Source organism: Psychrobacter urativorans, from assembly GCF_904846695.1.
Classification (GTDB): domain Bacteria; phylum Pseudomonadota; class Gammaproteobacteria; order Pseudomonadales; family Moraxellaceae; genus Psychrobacter; species Psychrobacter urativorans.
On record NZ_CAJHBR010000002.1, the window covers coordinates 105,971 to 124,019 of the forward strand.

The following is an 18,049-nucleotide window of genomic DNA, read 5'->3' on the forward strand; positions in this document are numbered from 1 at the left end:
TTCTACATTGTGCAACTATTGAGCTACTGAACTTTCAATAAAAATTTAATGCTTTTAATAAAAATAATAAGTGAGACTTTATGAGCCCTACTAATACTTCAACCACTACTAGTAATCAATACCAAGCCACAGCAGAAGATATCGCTCAACTCTCCGATGAGCAGATTCATAAGTTACTATCGACGGCCTTAGATCGGATATTACAGCGTATTGATTTGACCTTTGATGAGATGCATCAAGTAATGTTAGTGATCATGCAAGGCAAATGTAGTAACGCTATGATGGGTGCTATCTTGACGGGACTACGCATGAAGGGTGAATCAATTGATGAGATCACTGCAGCGGCTAGTGCTATGCGAGCTTTGGCTACTAATATTAGCCCTAGTGCTTGTGATCACTTGGTAGATATTGTCGGTACTGGCGGTGATGGAGCTAACTTATTTAATGTCTCTACGGCTTCAGCCTTAGTCGCTGCTGCTGCTGGTGCGCAAGTCGCCAAACACGGTAATCGCGGGGTCTCAACTAAGTCTGGTAGCTCAGACTTATTGGAGCAAGCGGGTATTAGTCTTGCTTTAACGCCTTTACAAGCGCTGGATTGTATTGAGAACCAAGGTATTGGCTTCTTATTTGCCCCTAATCATCACAGTGCCATGCGCTATGCCAATCCCGTACGCCGCGAGCTTAGAGCACGGACTATTTTTAATATTTTGGGGCCTTTGACTAATCCTGCTGGCGCACCTAACTTAGTGATTGGAGTGTTCACCGCTCAATTGTGTGAACCGATAGCAAAAGTGATGAGAAACTTAGGGGCACGCCACGTAATGGTGGTTGGCGCCAAAGACGGCTTAGATGAAATCAGTCTAGCCACTTCAACGACCGTTGCTGAATTAAAAGATGGCGAAATATCAGTTTATGATTTGATGCCAGAAGATGCCGGTATCGAATCACAAACGTTGATTGGACTGGACGTTGACTCCCCACAGCAGAGTCTGGAGTTGATTCGTGCCGCTTTATCAGGTACTGACACTCATGAGCGCGCGGTACTTAAAGCCCGTGATATGATTGCCCTCAATGCAGGAGCAGCAATCTATACAGCAGGTCTAGCCAGCAACTATGCCAATGGAGTTAGTCAAGCACAAAGCGTAATTCAAAACGGTAGCGCCTTGCTCAAGCTTGAATCGTTAGCGGCTTATACTCAACAGTTAGCCGCTCAATCTTAGCTGTTCCGATAATAGGCTGTTGACTACTTAGTGCTTACTAAGCGGTTAAAACTTAGCTAATGCAGACTTAAAGCATACACTGCAAGCTAAGCGCTAGTAGTAAACCTATCTGCTCTAGCTATTTATATAATAATTAATCAATATTTGGATATTACTATGATCGACAGCTCAACGACCAACGCTGCTATCCCCTCAGTATTACAACGTATTGTAGCCACTAAAGTCGAGGAAGTTGCTGCTGCCAGCAGTGAGCTATCGCTAGCAGACTTAAAAGCACAAGTTGCTGCTGACAAGCGTCCACGCCGTGGTTTCGCTGAGGCTTTACGCACAGCGAACATAGGAATCATCGCTGAAATAAAAAAAGCTTCGCCTTCTAAAGGGATTATTAATCATAATTTTGCCCCAGCCGATTTTGCTCAGCAGTACGAACAAGCTGGGGCTAGCTGCTTATCAGTATTGACCGATCGTGACTATTTTCAAGGCGATGATAGTTATTTGGTCCAAGCACGTGCCGCTTGCAACCTCCCAGTACTACGTAAAGACTTTATGGTTGATGAGTATCAGATTTATCAATCGTACTTGCTTGGCGCTGACTGTATCTTATTGATTATGGCCTGCCTCGATGATACACAAGCCCTTGAGCTACAAACTTTGAGTATTAAGCTGGGTATGGATGTATTAATTGAAGTGCATACAGCTAATGAGCTGGAACGCGCATTACAGTTACCACGATCGTCACACAATATCTACGGTATTAATAATCGTGATTTGAATACCTTTTCGGTAGACTTACAAAATACGGTTAAGCTAAAAAACACTTTGTTGCAGACCTTAAAGGCTGAAGATACTAATCAACAAGCGGTAATCGTTACCGAAAGTGGTATTCATGGTGCTGACGATATGCGCTTAATGTTCAAGCACGGTATCCAACACTTTTTGATCGGTGAGCAGTTTATGAAAACTGACCACCCTGGTAATGCTTTACAATCCTTACTTGCGAGCGTTGCCACACAAGCGTAAAGTATGGCTTATTAGGTCAATAGCATAGCGTTGATCAACTATCAGTAGTTATAATACTCGCTATATCATTGAGCGCTTAATTACTTATAAAACTAGCAGTTTATAGCCTAAAATATTTATAAATCAGCTTATTTATAAACCAAAACTTTCACTAATCAAATAGAACCCTGAATCATTATGTCAAATTCTCTATTTTCAAAAGAAATGCAAGATCAGCTTAAAGAGCTAAAAGGACAGCTAAGTAAAGGTCGTGATACCTCAGCTGCTGACGGCGACAATCAAAAGCCTACAGAACCGGTATCACTATTGACCCAAAAGCAAGTCAAAAGAACCGTTAAGCAGCTAGATAGTGAGCATGTCGACGACGACAAAGTACTGTTTATGCAAGCTATGCATGGCGTTAATCAACTAGAAGATAAGAATGTACGCTCGGTTACTGGAGCTACCAAAACTAGTAAGCTGGATGCAGCTACTCTCTCAAAACGTGCTGCTGCGCAAGGTAGTGAAGCCGCTGAATTAGGAGCCGCTTTATCGGATATGCAAGCTCTACTCAACCCGGTTGCCGCTGAGTCAATCTTATCTTATAAGCAGCCCTCTTTGCAGAACAAAGTATTTACTCAATTAAAGCAGGGCAAACTACGCTGGTATGATGCCGTAGACATTCATGGCTGTACTATTGAAGAAGCTCGTGCAGCTATGACCCAACTGCTCAGCCAAGCTAAGCAAAATAACGAAACATCAGTAAAAATCGTTCATGGCAAAGGCAGCGAAGCTATTCTAAAAACTTGTGTCAACGGTTGGTTACGTCAGTTGCCAGAAGTGCTAGCTTTTTGTTCAGCGCCACCAAAAGATGGTGGAAATGGTGCGGTATTGGTACTGCTAAAGAAGTCTAAGACCGAAGGTGAATAACTGTCTATTTGACTATTTAAAAAGGACTGCTATAAGCAGTCCTTTTTTTAGCTTTAAAAGCTGTGAATAATGATGAAGTTATAGCAGCCATTATTGGCATTGGTCGCCACAGTCAAAACCCTTAGAACCCTTAGAACCTTTAGCCCTTATAAGTATCCTCATCAACAGTGCCAGTGTGAATATCAGCGCCAAGTCTGGTTCCACATCGACAGGCTGTTTCTTTTGGCACGGTGTTTATGAGTAAGTTTAAGCTTCTTAAATTTACGTTTTGCCAATATAAGACTATTGATTTTCTTCGACTTATCTATAACACTATTGTTTTTTTCTGGCTTATGCGTCTGCTTATCAGGACTTTTGCTTACACTACTTTTAGTGCTATCAGCATCTTTATTAGCATCTGTAGTATCAGCCTGTTGCTTATCATCCATATCAGCATCTTCAGTTAATAAATGCTCCACGGAATCAGTGCGGTCATTGTTACTATTACTAGAGTCTTTGAGGTTATTTTGGTCAATAACTAGTTGCTGGGTGGGTAGCGCATGTTCGACATTATATTTTTTGACTTGGCTTAACACATCAACTAATAATATATCTTGTTTTCCGTAAAACTCGATCACATCAGCTGAGTTGACATAAGCGCGTAACTGGATAACGTAACAGTCTTGACGCAGCTCTAAAATATGGGCCTGATTCCACTCTTCATTGGTCAGTTCATGCTCACCTAGTAGCTTATGCAAATCATTGACCATCTCGAACACTACATCGATGTCAGCATTGCGCTTAATATATAAGTTATGCAAAAAATGGAACATATCCCGCGAGTTAAAGTTCTCAATCTGCATCGATGAAAAGTCACCATTAGGCACAGTCACTACGGTACGGTTTAGCGTGCGCACTCGCGAAGAGCGAATACCGATATCAATAACCGTACCTTCATAAGTACCGAACTTACAATAATCGCCTATACGTACTGGCGAATCAGCGACTACCACTACACTACCGACTAGATTCTCGATAGTCTTTTGCGCACCCAAAGCTAAGGCTAAACCCCCTACCCCTAAAGCTGCAATACCAGTGGTTAGATCAAAACCTAAGTTGCCAAATATCACAATAACCGCAAAGATTAATAATAACGCTTTGACCACTTTACGCAGCAGACCTAATATCGACACTCGCTCGATATAGTTTTTTCTATAACTTAGATTGACAGCGCGGCTGAAAATAACGTCAACCATGCGTAATAGCAACCAAGTTATTGCCAGCCACGATGCTATTTCAGTAAAACGATTGATAGGCTCACGTAGGGTCACCGATATGCCAGCATAAACCATTATCTCTGACAGAATTAGCGCCATAATCACTACTGACAGTGGTAGGATTATCTTGTCAGGTAAGGGTAACGGGTCACTACGTATATAAGGATAAACAATTCTTAAAACGTGATACCACAACCACACCATGATGTAAGTCAGTAAGAAACTGCCTAGTGTCAGTACTAATGCGGCAACCAAATCAGTAAGCTGATAGCCAAATAGCTTTTGGCCATCAATTGAATCAAACGTATACTGCGATACTAATGTTGGCTCAGTATTTTCTAGTACCTCAGGTATTGAAGTTAACGTTTCGGCAGAAAACTGCCAGTATTGCTCACCTTTTTTGGAGACCACACGTTCCAATAAGATAGGAACGCTTTTATCATTGATATCGATACTACCTACTTTTTCTTGATTAGGTAGCAGCTGATCACTTAAATACCCTTCAACGGAATTACTTAGCTGTAAATCTGGTAAAAAACGTCCCCCAGCATCGAGCGCTTGTTTTAGTTGGCGCACTACAGTCGTTGGATTGTCAGATTTGGTTAGATTAAGATAATTGCTGGCAAGTAAATAGTCGTTTTCACCCAGCGCACTAATAAACCCTTGTACCGTATGTCTTGGAGTATCTCGTCCAAAGGAGTCTGGTATCGGTGTACGTTCGCTTTCCTCTGTAGTCCCACCACCTACTCCTAAAAGACTAGCCTCAGCAGCAAAGGTACTAATCGGTAACAGACTGAACAATAGAGTTAGTAGCAGTAAGCCTAGCAACACAGGCTTTTTTATTAATAAAGTGGCTGTAGTTACTGTACTAGCAGTTACTGTACTAGCAGTTACTGTGCTAGAAGTTACTATGCTAGGTTTTAAGTGACGCTGAATAGACAAAACAAACCTCTTAAGTTAATAAACTAATACGATTAAATGATTATAAGTCTCATAGCTATGATAGCAATTATTTTTGCCATAGTAGTTATGATTGTGATGTTTTATATGTGACGTTTTATAGTGGCTAGCCGCGTTTGCAGTATCAACAAGCTATTAAATCTTCCTATCAACACTATGAATACCATTCAAACTGTACAATCATCATTATTAGTAGCGCACTTACCCAGTTGTTTACCCTAATTTAATGAATTTCTCTCATCTTATAGTGAATAAAAATTAGCTTAAAGTAGTTTATAACTCAGCACTTTTTATGGATAATGAACCCAGTTTTGCTTTACTACTACTTTTTGTAAATTTTAGCCTTAAGTTTGTTACTTTTTGGCTTATTTCTTACTTTTATTGCTCTGGAAATTCCTATGGTTTTATCACGTTCTTCTTCAACTACTTATCTTCGATTGTGTATTTTAAGCGCACTTGGCGTATTTGCCATGAGTGCTACTGCAGCGACTACTGAGTTAGATAGCGTTAGCGATAACGATCTACCACAAGTCGAGCTGGATGAAATCATAGTAACGGCTACTCGCACCCCGACTAAAACTAGCAATGTTATTGCGCAAACTCGGGTAGTTAATAAAGAAGAGCTGCGACGTTTCCAAGGTCAGACGGTGATGGAAGTTTTGCGACGTCAGCCTGGGTTTAGCATTAAACAAGATGGCGGTATGGGCACTAACAGTAACTTCTATCTTCGTGGTTATGATAGTAAGCGTGTATTAGTATTCATAGATGGCATCCGTTATGGCTCAATGTCATCTGGCCAACCCGCTTTAGGCCTGCTTCCTGCTGACCAAATTGATCGCATCGAAATATTGTATGGTGCTTCAGGATCTAGTATTTACGGTTCTGACGCTATGGGTGGCGTTATACAAATATTCACTAAAGGTAGCGATGTTGAGCAAACCAACTTTTCAGTTACTGCTGGTGTTGGCTCACATGACCACTATGTGTATGGCGCAGCCGCGCAGTTTGCCAATACTCAAGGTGCAAAACTTAGTCTTTCTGCCAGCCGCAACCAAACCAAAGGTATCAGCGCTCTTGAAAACCGACCAGGTAATGATGCCGATGATGATGGCTTTAAAAGCAATAATTTTGCTCTAAATGCTAGCATACCTTTAACTAAAAATATCAGTGTAGGCGCAACTGGGCTTTTTGCTAAGTCAACTACTGAGTTTGATAACTTTAGTTTTGGACCAGGGCCCAACGCAGAAACTGATCAAGAAAACGGTTTAGTGTCAGCATTTTCACAATATGAAAATGATAAGCTAACCGTGCGTTTGTCAGCAGGTCAGAGCTTAGATAAACTAGATAATAAAGTTGGTGATGCCTTTGAAACCAAGCAAAAACAAGTGAACTTGATAAGCAGCTATAAATTACCTGTAGGAAATTTTCAAGCGGGTGCCGAATGGTTACAGCAGGAAGTAGAGCTCACAGACAATACTCCTAGTAGTAACGGTAAAGATCAGTATAAAGTTAATGACCGTGATATTAAGAGTGGCTTTGCTGGTTATCAAGTCAATGAAGATGCTTTCGATTTTCAAGCTAATGTTCGCTTTGATGATAATTCGCAGTTCGGTAATGAAACCACTTTTGGTCTTGGTTATGCGGTAAAACTAGCTCCTAGTCTCCGTCTTGGTACTAGCTTTGCTACCGGTTATAGAGCGCCTACTCTAAATGATTTATATATTGAAAGTGAGTATTACGTTCCAAATGAAGACTTAAAAGTTGAGAAGAGCAAAAACATAGAAGTCTTTATTGAGTCTAATACCGCTATACAGAATACCCGTCTGACTGCCTTTAATAGCGATGTCGATAATCTTATTGATAACAGATATATTGATACTATTAAGAAGTATCAAGCACTTAATATTGATCAAGCAAAATTATCAGGATATAGCTTTACCTCAGACTGGCAGCTAAGTAATATCTTGTTAGGTGGTCAATATACTCGCACTGAAGCAGAAGAGCGTTCAGGAATTAATAAAGGTAAGCAATTAGTATACCGTCCTGAAAATACTGGCTTGATATATATAGGCTACCGAGCCGCAGACTTTGATATTCGTACTGAAGCGGAATATGTTGGTAAAACTTATAATGTCGCAGACAATAGTACTTTTATTGATGACTATACGCTGTTTAATATTAGCGGTAATTATTATCTTAGCCCAAACCTTACTTGGACCAGCCGTATTAATAATTTAACCAACGTTGACTATTCAACTAACGAAAGTTTCGGTGAATACGCTTCGCGTTATAACCAAGATGGTACTAACTTCTTTACCTCATTAACTTATAACTGGTTCTAAAGTTAACTGGTTCTAAAGTTATTTATTATCCATACTAATATCAACTTATATTACTAACTATTAAGGCCATCAATCGATGGCCTTTTTTTATGGCTATTGCTTGATATGAATAACGATCGACACGATGCATCAACATAATCACTAACTATTTATACTAGCCAATAGGTGACAAACGGTCTGTCATACTTTACAATAACGACCTCCGAGAGGTGTTGCACCATAAAGAATAATTAAGGCATTTAAACCCTAAAATTATGCTGATTGTTCGTTATGTTAGGCTCGGTACTGTTTAATAAATGGTTATTAGACAGCGCAAATAACGGCACCTGCGTTTTATTCTTTTTATCATTCATTTATTACTGATAGGAGCATATGATGGACGCAGTGTCTAATATACCATCTGTCCACACGCTAGACCCCACTTTCACAGACTACAAAGTTGCTGACATTAGCTTAGCAGAATATGGTCGCCGTGAAATCACTTTAGCCGAAGCCGAAATGCCTGCCCTTATGGGTTTGCGTCGTCGCTATGAAGCTGATCAGCCACTACAAGGCGCTAAAATCGTCGGCTGTATCCACATGACCATCCAAACCGCTGTACTTATCGAGACCTTAATTGCTCTGGGTGCTGAAGTGCGTTGGACTTCATGTAATATCTTCTCAACCCAAGATCACGCTGCTGCTGCTGTTGCTGCTGCTGGTACGCCAGTATTTGCTTGGAAGGGCGAAACTGATGCAGAGTATGAGTGGTGCTTACGTCAACAGCTATATGTCGGCGGCGAAGAAGCAGGTCAACTTTGGGATGCTAACTTAATTTTGGATGATGGTGGTGATTTGACCGCTCTGATCCATAATGAGTATCCACAATTGCTGGATAACATCCACGGTATCTCTGAAGAGACGACTACTGGTGTACATCGCCTGCTTGAGATGCTTAATAAAGGCACGCTAAAAGTACCTGCTATCAACGTCAATGATGCTGTTACTAAGTCTAAAAACGACAACAAATACGGTTGTCGTCATAGCTTAAACGATGCCATCAAACGTGGTACCGATATGTTCCTAGCTGGTCGTCGCGCTTTAGTTATCGGCTATGGCGATGTTGGTAAAGGTTCTGCGCAAAGCTTGCGTCAAGAAGGCATGATCGTACGGGTATCAGAAGTTGATCCTATCTGTGCTATGCAAGCTTGTATGGATGGCTACGAAGTCTTATCGCCTTATATTAATGGTGACAACACTGGCGGCGCAGAAAACATCAATACCCGTCTACTAGAAGATACCGACATGATTGTTACTACTACTGGTAACTATCACGTCTGTGACAAACACATGCTAGCGGCGTTAAAGCCCGGGGCTGTAGTTTGTAATATTGGTCACTTCGATACCGAAATCGATACTCAGTTTATGCGTGATAACTGGCGCTGGGCTGAAGTTAAGCCACAAGTTCACCAAATCTTCCGTTCAGACGATGTCAATGATTATTTGATTCTGTTAGCTGAAGGTCGTTTGGTCAACCTAGGTAACGCTACTGGTCACCCATCACGAGTGATGGACGGATCATTTGCTAACCAAGTATTAGCGCAAATGTACCTATTTGAAGAAAAGTTCGCTGACCTACCTGTCGATGAGCGCTCTGACAATCTATACGTCAGAGTACTACCGAAGAAGCTTGACGAAGAAGTGGCTGCGGCAATGGTTGCCGGCTTTAATGGTACGCTAACTAAGTTGACCAGCAAGCAAGCTGAATACTTAGGGGTACCTATCGAAGGGCCTTTCAAGCCTGAAACCTATAAATACTAAGGAGCACGACTGTGAGTAAGCCTGCCGTCTCTTTTGAGTTTTTCCCTGCTAAGTCTGCACAAGGGCATGAGAAACTGCTGAGTACTTTTGATGAGCTCAACCAGCTTGCCCCAAAGTATTTTTCAGTTACTTATGGTGCGGGTGGCTCAACTCGTAGTCGTACTTTAGAGATAGTAAAAGATTTATGTGTGCGCAGCGAAACGCCAGTTGCCCCGCATATCTCTTGCATCGGTGATGATAAAAGCGAGATTGCTGAGCTGTTAGATCTATATAGAAGCTTAGGTATCAATCGTTTGGTGGCTTTACGTGGCGACTTACCTTCAGGCCAAGTTGGCATGGGAGAGCTGCCGTTTGCGGTGGACTTAGTTAAGTTCATTCGGGAACATTCAGGCGACTATTTCCATATAGAAGTGGCAGCGTACCCTGAGATGCATCCGCAAGCACGTAGCTTTTTATTAGATATTGATAACTTAGTCAATAAGTACCAAGCAGGTGCTAATGCGGCTATTACTCAGTTCTTCTACAACGCTGATAGCTATCTTTATTTGCGTGATGCCGTAGAGCAACGTGGTATCGACACCGCAGTTCAGCCACTAGTCGCTGGTATCATGCCTATTACTAACTCTAGCAATTTAATACGTTTTGCTGATAGTTGTGGTGCTGATATTCCACGCTATGTGCGCAAGCAGTTGGCTGATTTTGGTGACGATAGTAAAGCTATTCGTGAGTTCGGCTTCGAAGTGGTTTATCGCCTTTGTGAGCGTTTAATTAGCGAGGGTGTGCCAGCAATGCACTTTTATAGTATGAACAAAGTTGAGCCTAACAAGCGCTTAGTGGAAGCTTTAGGTCTTGCTCCTACAGTGGCGCTTTAAAGTTGCGGTTATGAATAGGCTATAATAGGTGTTTAAATCAACTGGTACTCTTAGGAGCGCCAGTTTTTTTATGAGCGGTTATCAATCAGTCTAGCAAAAACACCATAACTGTTAGTATCAATACTTAATACCTTTTTGCCCTAGCTACTGACAATTTGTTATTCGATTAGCAGTGAGGTATGGTATACAGAATATTAAGACCCTTTTTATATTAATAATAGGAATAAGATAAAGTGCGACGTTTTTTTTATGCAGCCAACCTAGATGATGGTAATAATAAGTCTGAGGATAACAACAATAATCAGCCTCATTATCCCAAACTAAACACCCTAGCAATCGGCGACAGTCTTATTTTGACTGAGACTATCACTCATCATTGGTGCCGTGTCTTGCGTGCTAACAGTGGTGAGCAAGGCATTTTATTTGACGGTTTTGGTGGCGAGTACCTAGTAGAGCTGGCGACTATAAGTAAAAAACAAGCCACTGCTATTTTACTCACTCACAACACTGATGACCGTACTGCGCCGTTTATAAGTAAGATTGGCTTAGTGATTAGTCGCGGTGAGCGTATGGATTATGCGATCCAAAAGTCAACTGAGCTTGGGGTAACCGCTATTCAACTGTTGAGTAGTCATCATGGGGAGGTCCATCTAAAACCCTTGCAAGTAGATAAAAAGGTGGCGCACTGGCAGCAAGTCGCTATTGCCGCTTGTGAGCAGTGCGGGTTAAATAGGCCGCCCCTTATTATCGCACCAGTGCCCATCACTACTTGGTTGCAAACGCAAGCCAAGCCAAGTAGTGATAATACTACAAGTGCTGGCCCTGATGATCGTCTTAGCAAAGTCATAGATAGTCAGATAGCGGTAGGCTCTGCAATGACAACGCTCAGTCAAGATCCTTACTACCAGCAATTACAGCAGCAGGCAGACTTATCCTTAATGCTCAGTGTGCCTGCCGCAGCCCAACCCTTGATGCCAACTACTTTACTTAAAGTCTTAGCGCAGCCATTACCTTATATCAACTTACTGGTTGGGCCTGAAGGGGGTCTCAGTACTGATGAGTGTGAGCAAGCACAGCAGGTTGGTTTTGCCGCTTGGCAAATTGGTCGGCGTGTATTACGGACTGAAACGGCCCCAGTTGTAGCACTAGCGACCTTGCACGCTCTTAGTGACCTATAACAGCCTATAACAACTGTTTCGCCCTGCTTATGGCCTGTCAGGTTTTTGTATCTATGTATTGAACTTTTGTCTATATTTACTATACTACAAGTATATTTTCAATAACTATATTTAGAATAACTCTGTCATTTCATGAGCAAAGATTATGAGTACACCATCCCCTATCACCGATTCAATCAAGCAGCAGTTACTAGCTCAATTTTGCGAAGAACACGATAATGCTATCTCTATATTAGACGCCAACCTTCATTATTTATCAGTCAATCGTGCGTTTGAGGTGATGATTGGCTATAACTCAGAGTTTTTGTTAAATCGACCGCTTGGGGTTTACGCTACTGAATTTTTATCGCCAAAAGATAGCACTACCTTAAACGACATGATTGATCAGTTACGCAGTACTGGCGTTTATTCAAATAATGTTTCAATAGCCAGTCGTTATGGTCAGACACTCGATTGCTCTGTTACTTATCGTCAAATGACTATTGATGATCAAGTGTATTTTATAGGGATGTTTCGTGACATCTCAGCGATAGTTAAAGACAAAGAAAAACTCACTCATTTACTAAACTTCGATCCACTGACAGTGTTACCTAAGCGCGAAGTATTTCTGAGTCAAGCCAATCATCTATTGTTAGACAACAGTGGTGAGGTATTTATTGTGCGCTTCAATATCAATCGTTATCGCACCCTTGCTGCCAGTATAGGACTAACTCAGGGCAATAATTTAATAATAGAATTTGTCCAGCGAGTTAATGACCTAAAACTAAAACATCTAAAATGTTTTGCCCATTTTGGTTCTGATGATTTTGCCTTATTATTTGACAGCTGTCACAAGAGCCAAGTAAGTCATCAACTGGGTAGATTAATGCAAGTTGGACAACAACCCTTCATAATAGACTGTTGTTCAAAAGATCAGCTGATAAATGCCTATCCTAGAGATGAGATAGTAGACTTTAACGGCTTAGTAGATAGTAGCTCCTTTAAAAAAATCAATATTTATTTACAGCTGTCCATAGGTATTAGTCATTATCCTAAGAATGACAATCACCTGATAGGGCTACTGACTAAAGCTGAAACAGCGCTACAGTATGTCAGGGAAAGTAAAGCTGACGATATCTGCTGGTATCACACCGATTTGGATAGGTTTAGCTCTGATAGCTTACAGCTCGAAGCAGAGCTGCGCATGGCTATAGAGAAGTGTCAGTTTGTACCTTTTTACCAGCCTAAAGTGAATTTAAGTACTGGTGAAATTATCGGCTTTGAGGCCTTAGTGCGCTGGCAACATCCTACTCGTGGACTACTAAAACCCTCTCACTTTATTGATGCTATTATCAAGTACAAACTCTCATTTGAGCTGTTCTGTCAAATGGCTCTACAAATTACTAAGCATTTGCAAGCTTGGAAAGATTTAGGTTTTAACCAAAATATCTGCATTAATGCTAATGCCACGGAGTTTAGTCATACCGATTTTTATGGCTTTCTTAGGGATTTGTTTAGTAAAAAATTAATTAATCCTACCCAACTGCATATTGAGATTACAGAGTCTTCATTAATGCTGCGTCATGCTAATGTCAAAAAGCAGCTTGAGCAACTTAAAAGTCTGGGGGTGGGTCTAGCACTTGATGATTTTGGCACAGGTTATTCTTCTTTGAGCTACCTACAAGAGTATCCTTTTGATATTATAAAAATAGACAAAAGCTTTATTATAAAAATGGTTAATAGCAAGACTCAGCAAGCTATTATTAAAGCCATTTTAGACTTAGCCCTAGCACTAGATATGGTAGTTATTGCAGAAGGTATAGAAACTGAGGAACAGCGGGATTTACTATTAACCATGGGCTGCCTCTATGGCCAAGGGTATTGGTTTAGTCGTCCCATACCTTACTCATCCGCTACTAGAATGTTAACCGAGCAGATTAATTTTCGTTAATATTGAATACCTATAAGATCAATACCCTCGTTACTTTCGGCCATATTAGTAGATATATGCTCACTTTTTGCTGTGATCTGACTTACTAACAGCGATACTCAATTTTTATCATATCAATCGTCTTTTATTCACCTTTAAGGTTTCATCAAACTTGCAAAATAGGATGCAAGTTGGGTTGATGACTTATCAGTTTTACCTACCAACTTGTATAATTCTCTGCGAACGCCTATCTTTTGTAATGAATTCATTATCATCTATTGCCATAAGTTAATGAACAGACTGAATTTTAATAGATCAAAGCCATAGGCCTGAGTTATCACTCCCAATCGTTATCTTTATTCATTTTACTAGTCTTATTAGCGCTGATTAATTTTTATAATTATTGCTACGATCGTTTTTGACTACTGATAACCCTTAGCCTTAGAGTTATTACTTTTTATTAATAATCTCTTGAATAGCAGTTACAACCCTCGAATTATAAGCAGACAAATCCCTAATAAAGGACAGGAAATTATGCAATATAAAGCTCCCCTACGCGACATGAAATTTGTCATGCATGAACTTCTAAATACTACTGCTCACTATCAATCAATCGCCGCCTTTTCTCATATTGAAGCCGACATTGTAGACAGCTACCTCGAAACGGCCGCCAGCTTTGCTGAGAATGAGCTGTCACCGTTGAATCAAAGTGGTGATGCTGAGGGCTGTCATTTTAATAATGGTGAAGTTACTACTCCTAAAGGCTTTAAAGAAGCTTATAAGCAGTATTGTGATTTGGGATTCACCTCTTTAACCGCTGAAGAAGAGTTCGGTGGTCAAGCCATGCCAGCCTCTCTTAACTCAGCTATCTCCGAATTCGTTGGTACTGCCAACTGGTCGTTCGGCATGTATCCTGGCTTATCAGAGGGTTGTGTTTCTACTCTTGAGCATCATGGTACAGATGAACAAAAACAAAAATACTTACCTAAATTAGTGGCCGGTGAATGGACAGGTGTCATGTGTCTGACCGAGCCACAATGTGGTTCTGATCTGAATTTAGTGCGCAGTAAAGCTGAGCCTAATGATGATGGTAGCTACAATATTACTGGCGGTAAGATTTGGATTTCTGCAGGCGAGCATGATATGTCTGAGAATATTATTCATATCGTTTTGGCGCGTCTACCAGGTGCACCAGCAGGTACTAAAGGGTTATCATTATTTGTGGTACCGAAGTTCATGGTCAATGATGATGGCAGCTTAGGTGAGCGTAACGCAGTCTCTTGTGGCTCAATTGAGCACAAAATGGGTATCAAAGCATCAGCCACTTGTGTCATCAACTATGACAGTGCCAAGGGTTATCTAATTGGTGAAGAAAACCGTGGTCTAAACTGCATGTTTACCTTTATGAATGTGGCTCGGATTGGCACGGCTATTCAAGGGGTCACTGCCTCTCAATATGCTTTCCAAGGTGCTTTATCTTTTGCCAAAGAGCGTCTGGCCTTTCGTTCTTTAGACGGCGCTAAATTCCCTGCAAAACCTGCCGATCCTATTATTGTCCATCCTGCCGTTCGTGACATGCTATTGACGACTAAAGCTTTTGCAGAAGGCGGTCGCGCTTTGATCTGCTATATGTCTCAGTTTGCAGACACTGTAGCTAAAGGCGAAGGCGAAGCTCTTGAATATGCCAATCAGATGCTGTCATTACTCACCCCTATCGGTAAGGCTTTCTTGACTGAAACTGGTCTTGAGTCTGCTCACCACGGCGTGCAAGCCTTAGGTGGTAGTGGCTTCTGTGTAGAATATGGTCTTGAGCAAAACGTTCGTGATACTACTATTGCTTGCATCTACGAGGGTACCACCCAGATTCAATCACTCGATTTGATCGGTCGTAAAGTACTAGGATCACAAGGCAAGCTATTGGCTAACTTTACTAAAGTTATTCAGCAGTTCTGTGATGACAATGAGAACAACGGCGCTATGAATCAGTTTACTGCACCGCTTATCAAACATATTAAGCAATGGGGCGAATTGACCACGGATATTGCTAAGCAAGCTGAAGAGAACCCTGAGGCGGTAGGTGGCGCTGCTGTCGACTATATGTATTTTAGTGGCTACGTGACTTTAGCCTACTTGTGGGCGCGAATGGCATTGGTTGCTCAGACTCAAATTGCTAATGGCAACAGTGAGCATGCCTTTTATGATGCCAAGATGAAGACTGCACAGTTCTACTTCGCTAAACTGTTACCACGTACCACTACTTATGCTGAGCGTATCGCTACTGGCGTTGCACCCTACATGAGCATGGATGTTGAACAATTTAGTTTTTAATTGATCATGCAAGCTACTAATAGCTTTTAGCTTAATAAAAGCTATTAAATACTTGCTTACTGTCAATACAGCCATCAGCAATGCAGTCATTGGCAATACAGTCATCGGCAATATACTTAGGTATGTTGCCGATTTTTTTAGCCAGTGCTACCCGTTGTATTAGCTGCTACTAACCTTATCAACCTTGGCCTAGAATTAAAGACTCTTTATTAGCAGTACAGGGTCTTAAGCTATTTTTAGTTAATACAAGGTCAATCGGTAACTTTTAGTACACTCGTAATTCACGAAGAGATACACACGTTTATACGCTAATTTGCTAAACTTTATTTATAGTTTGCGCTCTGTGTTGATACTCAGTTAATGACGGTTCATTGCTTTTATAAAGCCCTATTATCTAAGCATTGACCGTAAGCGCCCTCATTTTATTTATAGTAAACAAAAGGATTTTTTATGTCTGTTTATAATGCACCCCTTAATGACATGCGTTTTATTTTAACGGACGTTTTCAAAGCCCATGAACTTTGGCAAAATAACGATAAACTTTCTCATGTCGACATGGAAACCGTCGATATGATTTTGGAAGAAATGGCCAAACTATCTAAGAATGTTTTACTGCCTATCAATCGTAGCGGTGACGAAGAAGGCGCAACTTTTCAAGGTGATGGCGTAGTCACTACTCCTCAAGGCTTTAAAGAAGCGTATAAGCAATATGCTGAGTCTGGTTGGGTAGGCTTAGGAGGCAACCCTGAATACGGTGGTCAAGGTTTCCCAAAAATGGTTACTATGCTGACTGAAGAGATGATGTTTACTAGTAACCAATCCTTTGCGCTTTACCCTAACCTGACCGTTGGCGCAACTATGTGTATGAATGCTGCCGCCTCAGATGAGATCAAGAAAATCTATTTAGAGAAAATGTACGCTGGTGAATGGTCAGGGACTATGTGCTTAACTGAGCCCCATGCTGGTACTGACTTAGGCATTATCAAAACCAAGGCCGAGCCTAATGACGATGGCAGCTTTAACATCTCTGGTACTAAGATATTTATCACAGGTGGTGAACATGATCTTACCGATAATATCATTCATCTAGTATTGGCCAAGACCCCTAATGCGCCCGCTGGCTCAAAAGGTATTTCGCTATTTGTAGTGCCTAAATTCTTAGTTAACGAAGATGGTAGCTTAGGCGCACGCAACACCCTAGCGGTAGGTTCTATCGAACACAAGATGGGCATCAAGGCTTCTGCCACTTGTGTAATGAACTTTGATGGCGCTAAGGGTTGGATGATCGGCGCTGAGAATACCGGCTTATCTTCTATGTTCATTATGATGAACTATGAGCGCGTTACTATGGGTCTGCAAGGACTAGGCGGTACTGAGCTTGCCTATCAAAATGCGGCATTGTATGCGCTTGATCGTGCTCAAGGTCGTAGCGATACGCAATTACAAAGCCCTGAAAAGCCTGCTGATGCCATCATTCACCATGCCGATGTTCGCCGTATGCTATTGAATGCTAAAGCCAATTCGGAAGCTTCACGTTGCTTTGCTATGTACGTGGCTCAACAGCTTGATATCGAAAAGTTCAGTAGCGATCCAGAAGTCGCTAAAACTGCAGCGGCTCGGGTGGCTTTATTGACTCCTATTGCTAAAGCATTCTTAACTGATAAGGCGTTAGAGGCGACTGTTGACTGCCAGCAAGTGTTTGGTGGCCATGGTTATGTACGCGAATGGGGTATGGAGCAAATCGTCCGTGATACTCGTATTGCTCAAATCTATGAGGGCGCTAATGGTATTCAGGCACTGGATCTATTAGGTCGTAAAGTGGCTCGCAATGAGGGCAAATATATTGCCAATTTCTTAGCTGAGATTCGCGATTATGTGGCAGCAATGATCGCAGATCATGGTATCAAACAAGCGACTTTAGCGGCAGCAGACACTGTTGAAGAACTTACTAGCACCGTGCTCACTAATATTGGCACTCGCAAAAATGAAATCAATGGCTGTGCTGTTGACTACATGCATGCGGTTGGCTACTTATGCTACTCGTATATGTTTGCGATGATGGTAGAAGCTGCTGATGGCAAACAAGGTAAGTTCTATAGCGATAAAGCCAAGCTGGCCGATTACTTCGTTGGTCGTATCTTACCGCGCATTGATGCCCATGCACAGATGGTCAAAGCTGGTAGTGATCCGATGATGAATTTTGATCTTGAATACTTCAATGTGGCTGCTAGTTAATCGAGGCTTAGCCGTTTAGC

Annotated in this window: 11 protein-coding genes; 10 read left to right on the forward strand and 1 reads right to left on the reverse strand. The window is 41.4% G+C overall.

The features are described 5' to 3' along the window. The first annotated feature begins 80 nt into the window (after positions 1–80). From trpD to JMY09_RS02605, 3 genes are all read left to right on the forward strand, one after another. Positions 81–1,220: an anthranilate phosphoribosyltransferase gene (trpD, locus tag JMY09_RS02595; protein ID WP_201622036.1), complete on the forward strand. Its 1,140-nt coding sequence runs from the start codon at positions 81–83 to the stop codon at positions 1,218–1,220. A gap of 156 nt (positions 1,221–1,376) precedes the next feature. Beyond that, positions 1,377–2,240 (forward strand): indole-3-glycerol phosphate synthase TrpC, encoded by an 864-nt coding sequence (gene trpC / locus JMY09_RS02600; RefSeq protein WP_201622037.1) that lies wholly within the window; start codon positions 1,377–1,379, stop codon positions 2,238–2,240. A gap of 177 nt (positions 2,241–2,417) precedes the next feature. Next, on the forward strand, positions 2,418–3,149 hold the full coding sequence (locus tag JMY09_RS02605; protein WP_201622038.1) for a Smr/MutS family protein: 732 nt from the start codon (positions 2,418–2,420) through the stop codon (positions 3,147–3,149). Positions 3,150–3,331: 182 nt separating this feature from the next. Here JMY09_RS02605 and JMY09_RS02610 read toward each other — a convergent pair whose 3' ends face one another. Then, on the reverse strand, positions 3,332–5,347 hold the full coding sequence (locus JMY09_RS02610) for a mechanosensitive ion channel family protein (RefSeq protein WP_227677120.1): 2,016 nt from the start codon (positions 5,345–5,347) through the stop codon (positions 3,332–3,334). 416 nt (positions 5,348–5,763) lie between these two features. On the opposite strand from JMY09_RS02610, the gene JMY09_RS02615 reads away from it, so the two are divergent. The 7 genes from JMY09_RS02615 (at position 5,764) to JMY09_RS02645 (ending at position 18,029) form a co-directional block, all read left to right on the forward strand. Next, entirely contained in the window at positions 5,764–7,707 is a 1,944-nt protein-coding gene (locus JMY09_RS02615; protein WP_201622039.1) for a TonB-dependent receptor domain-containing protein, read from the forward strand. A gap of 375 nt (positions 7,708–8,082) precedes the next feature. Then, a complete protein-coding gene (ahcY, locus tag JMY09_RS02620; RefSeq protein ID WP_201622040.1) occupies positions 8,083–9,507 on the forward strand; it encodes an adenosylhomocysteinase in 1,425 nt (474 codons plus the stop codon). An 11-nt stretch (positions 9,508–9,518) separates the two neighbouring features. After that, the gene (locus JMY09_RS02625) at positions 9,519–10,379 is read left to right on the forward strand and encodes a methylenetetrahydrofolate reductase (RefSeq protein ID WP_201622041.1); all 861 of its coding nucleotides are present in this window, start codon (positions 9,519–9,521) and stop codon (positions 10,377–10,379) included. A 233-nt stretch (positions 10,380–10,612) separates the two neighbouring features. Then, on the forward strand, positions 10,613–11,557 hold the full coding sequence (locus tag JMY09_RS02630; protein WP_201622042.1) for a 16S rRNA (uracil(1498)-N(3))-methyltransferase: 945 nt from the start codon (positions 10,613–10,615) through the stop codon (positions 11,555–11,557). A gap of 145 nt (positions 11,558–11,702) precedes the next feature. Beyond that, complete coding sequence (locus JMY09_RS02635; protein ID WP_201622043.1) at positions 11,703–13,487, forward strand: putative bifunctional diguanylate cyclase/phosphodiesterase; 1,785 nt, start codon at positions 11,703–11,705, stop codon at positions 13,485–13,487. A 510-nt stretch (positions 13,488–13,997) separates the two neighbouring features. Beyond that, entirely contained in the window at positions 13,998–15,794 is a 1,797-nt protein-coding gene (locus tag JMY09_RS02640) for an acyl-CoA dehydrogenase C-terminal domain-containing protein (protein ID WP_227677136.1), read from the forward strand. Between the two features lie 450 nt (positions 15,795–16,244). Beyond that, entirely contained in the window at positions 16,245–18,029 is a 1,785-nt protein-coding gene (locus tag JMY09_RS02645; protein ID WP_201622045.1) for an acyl-CoA dehydrogenase C-terminal domain-containing protein, read from the forward strand. Positions 18,030–18,049: the final 20 nt, after the last annotated feature.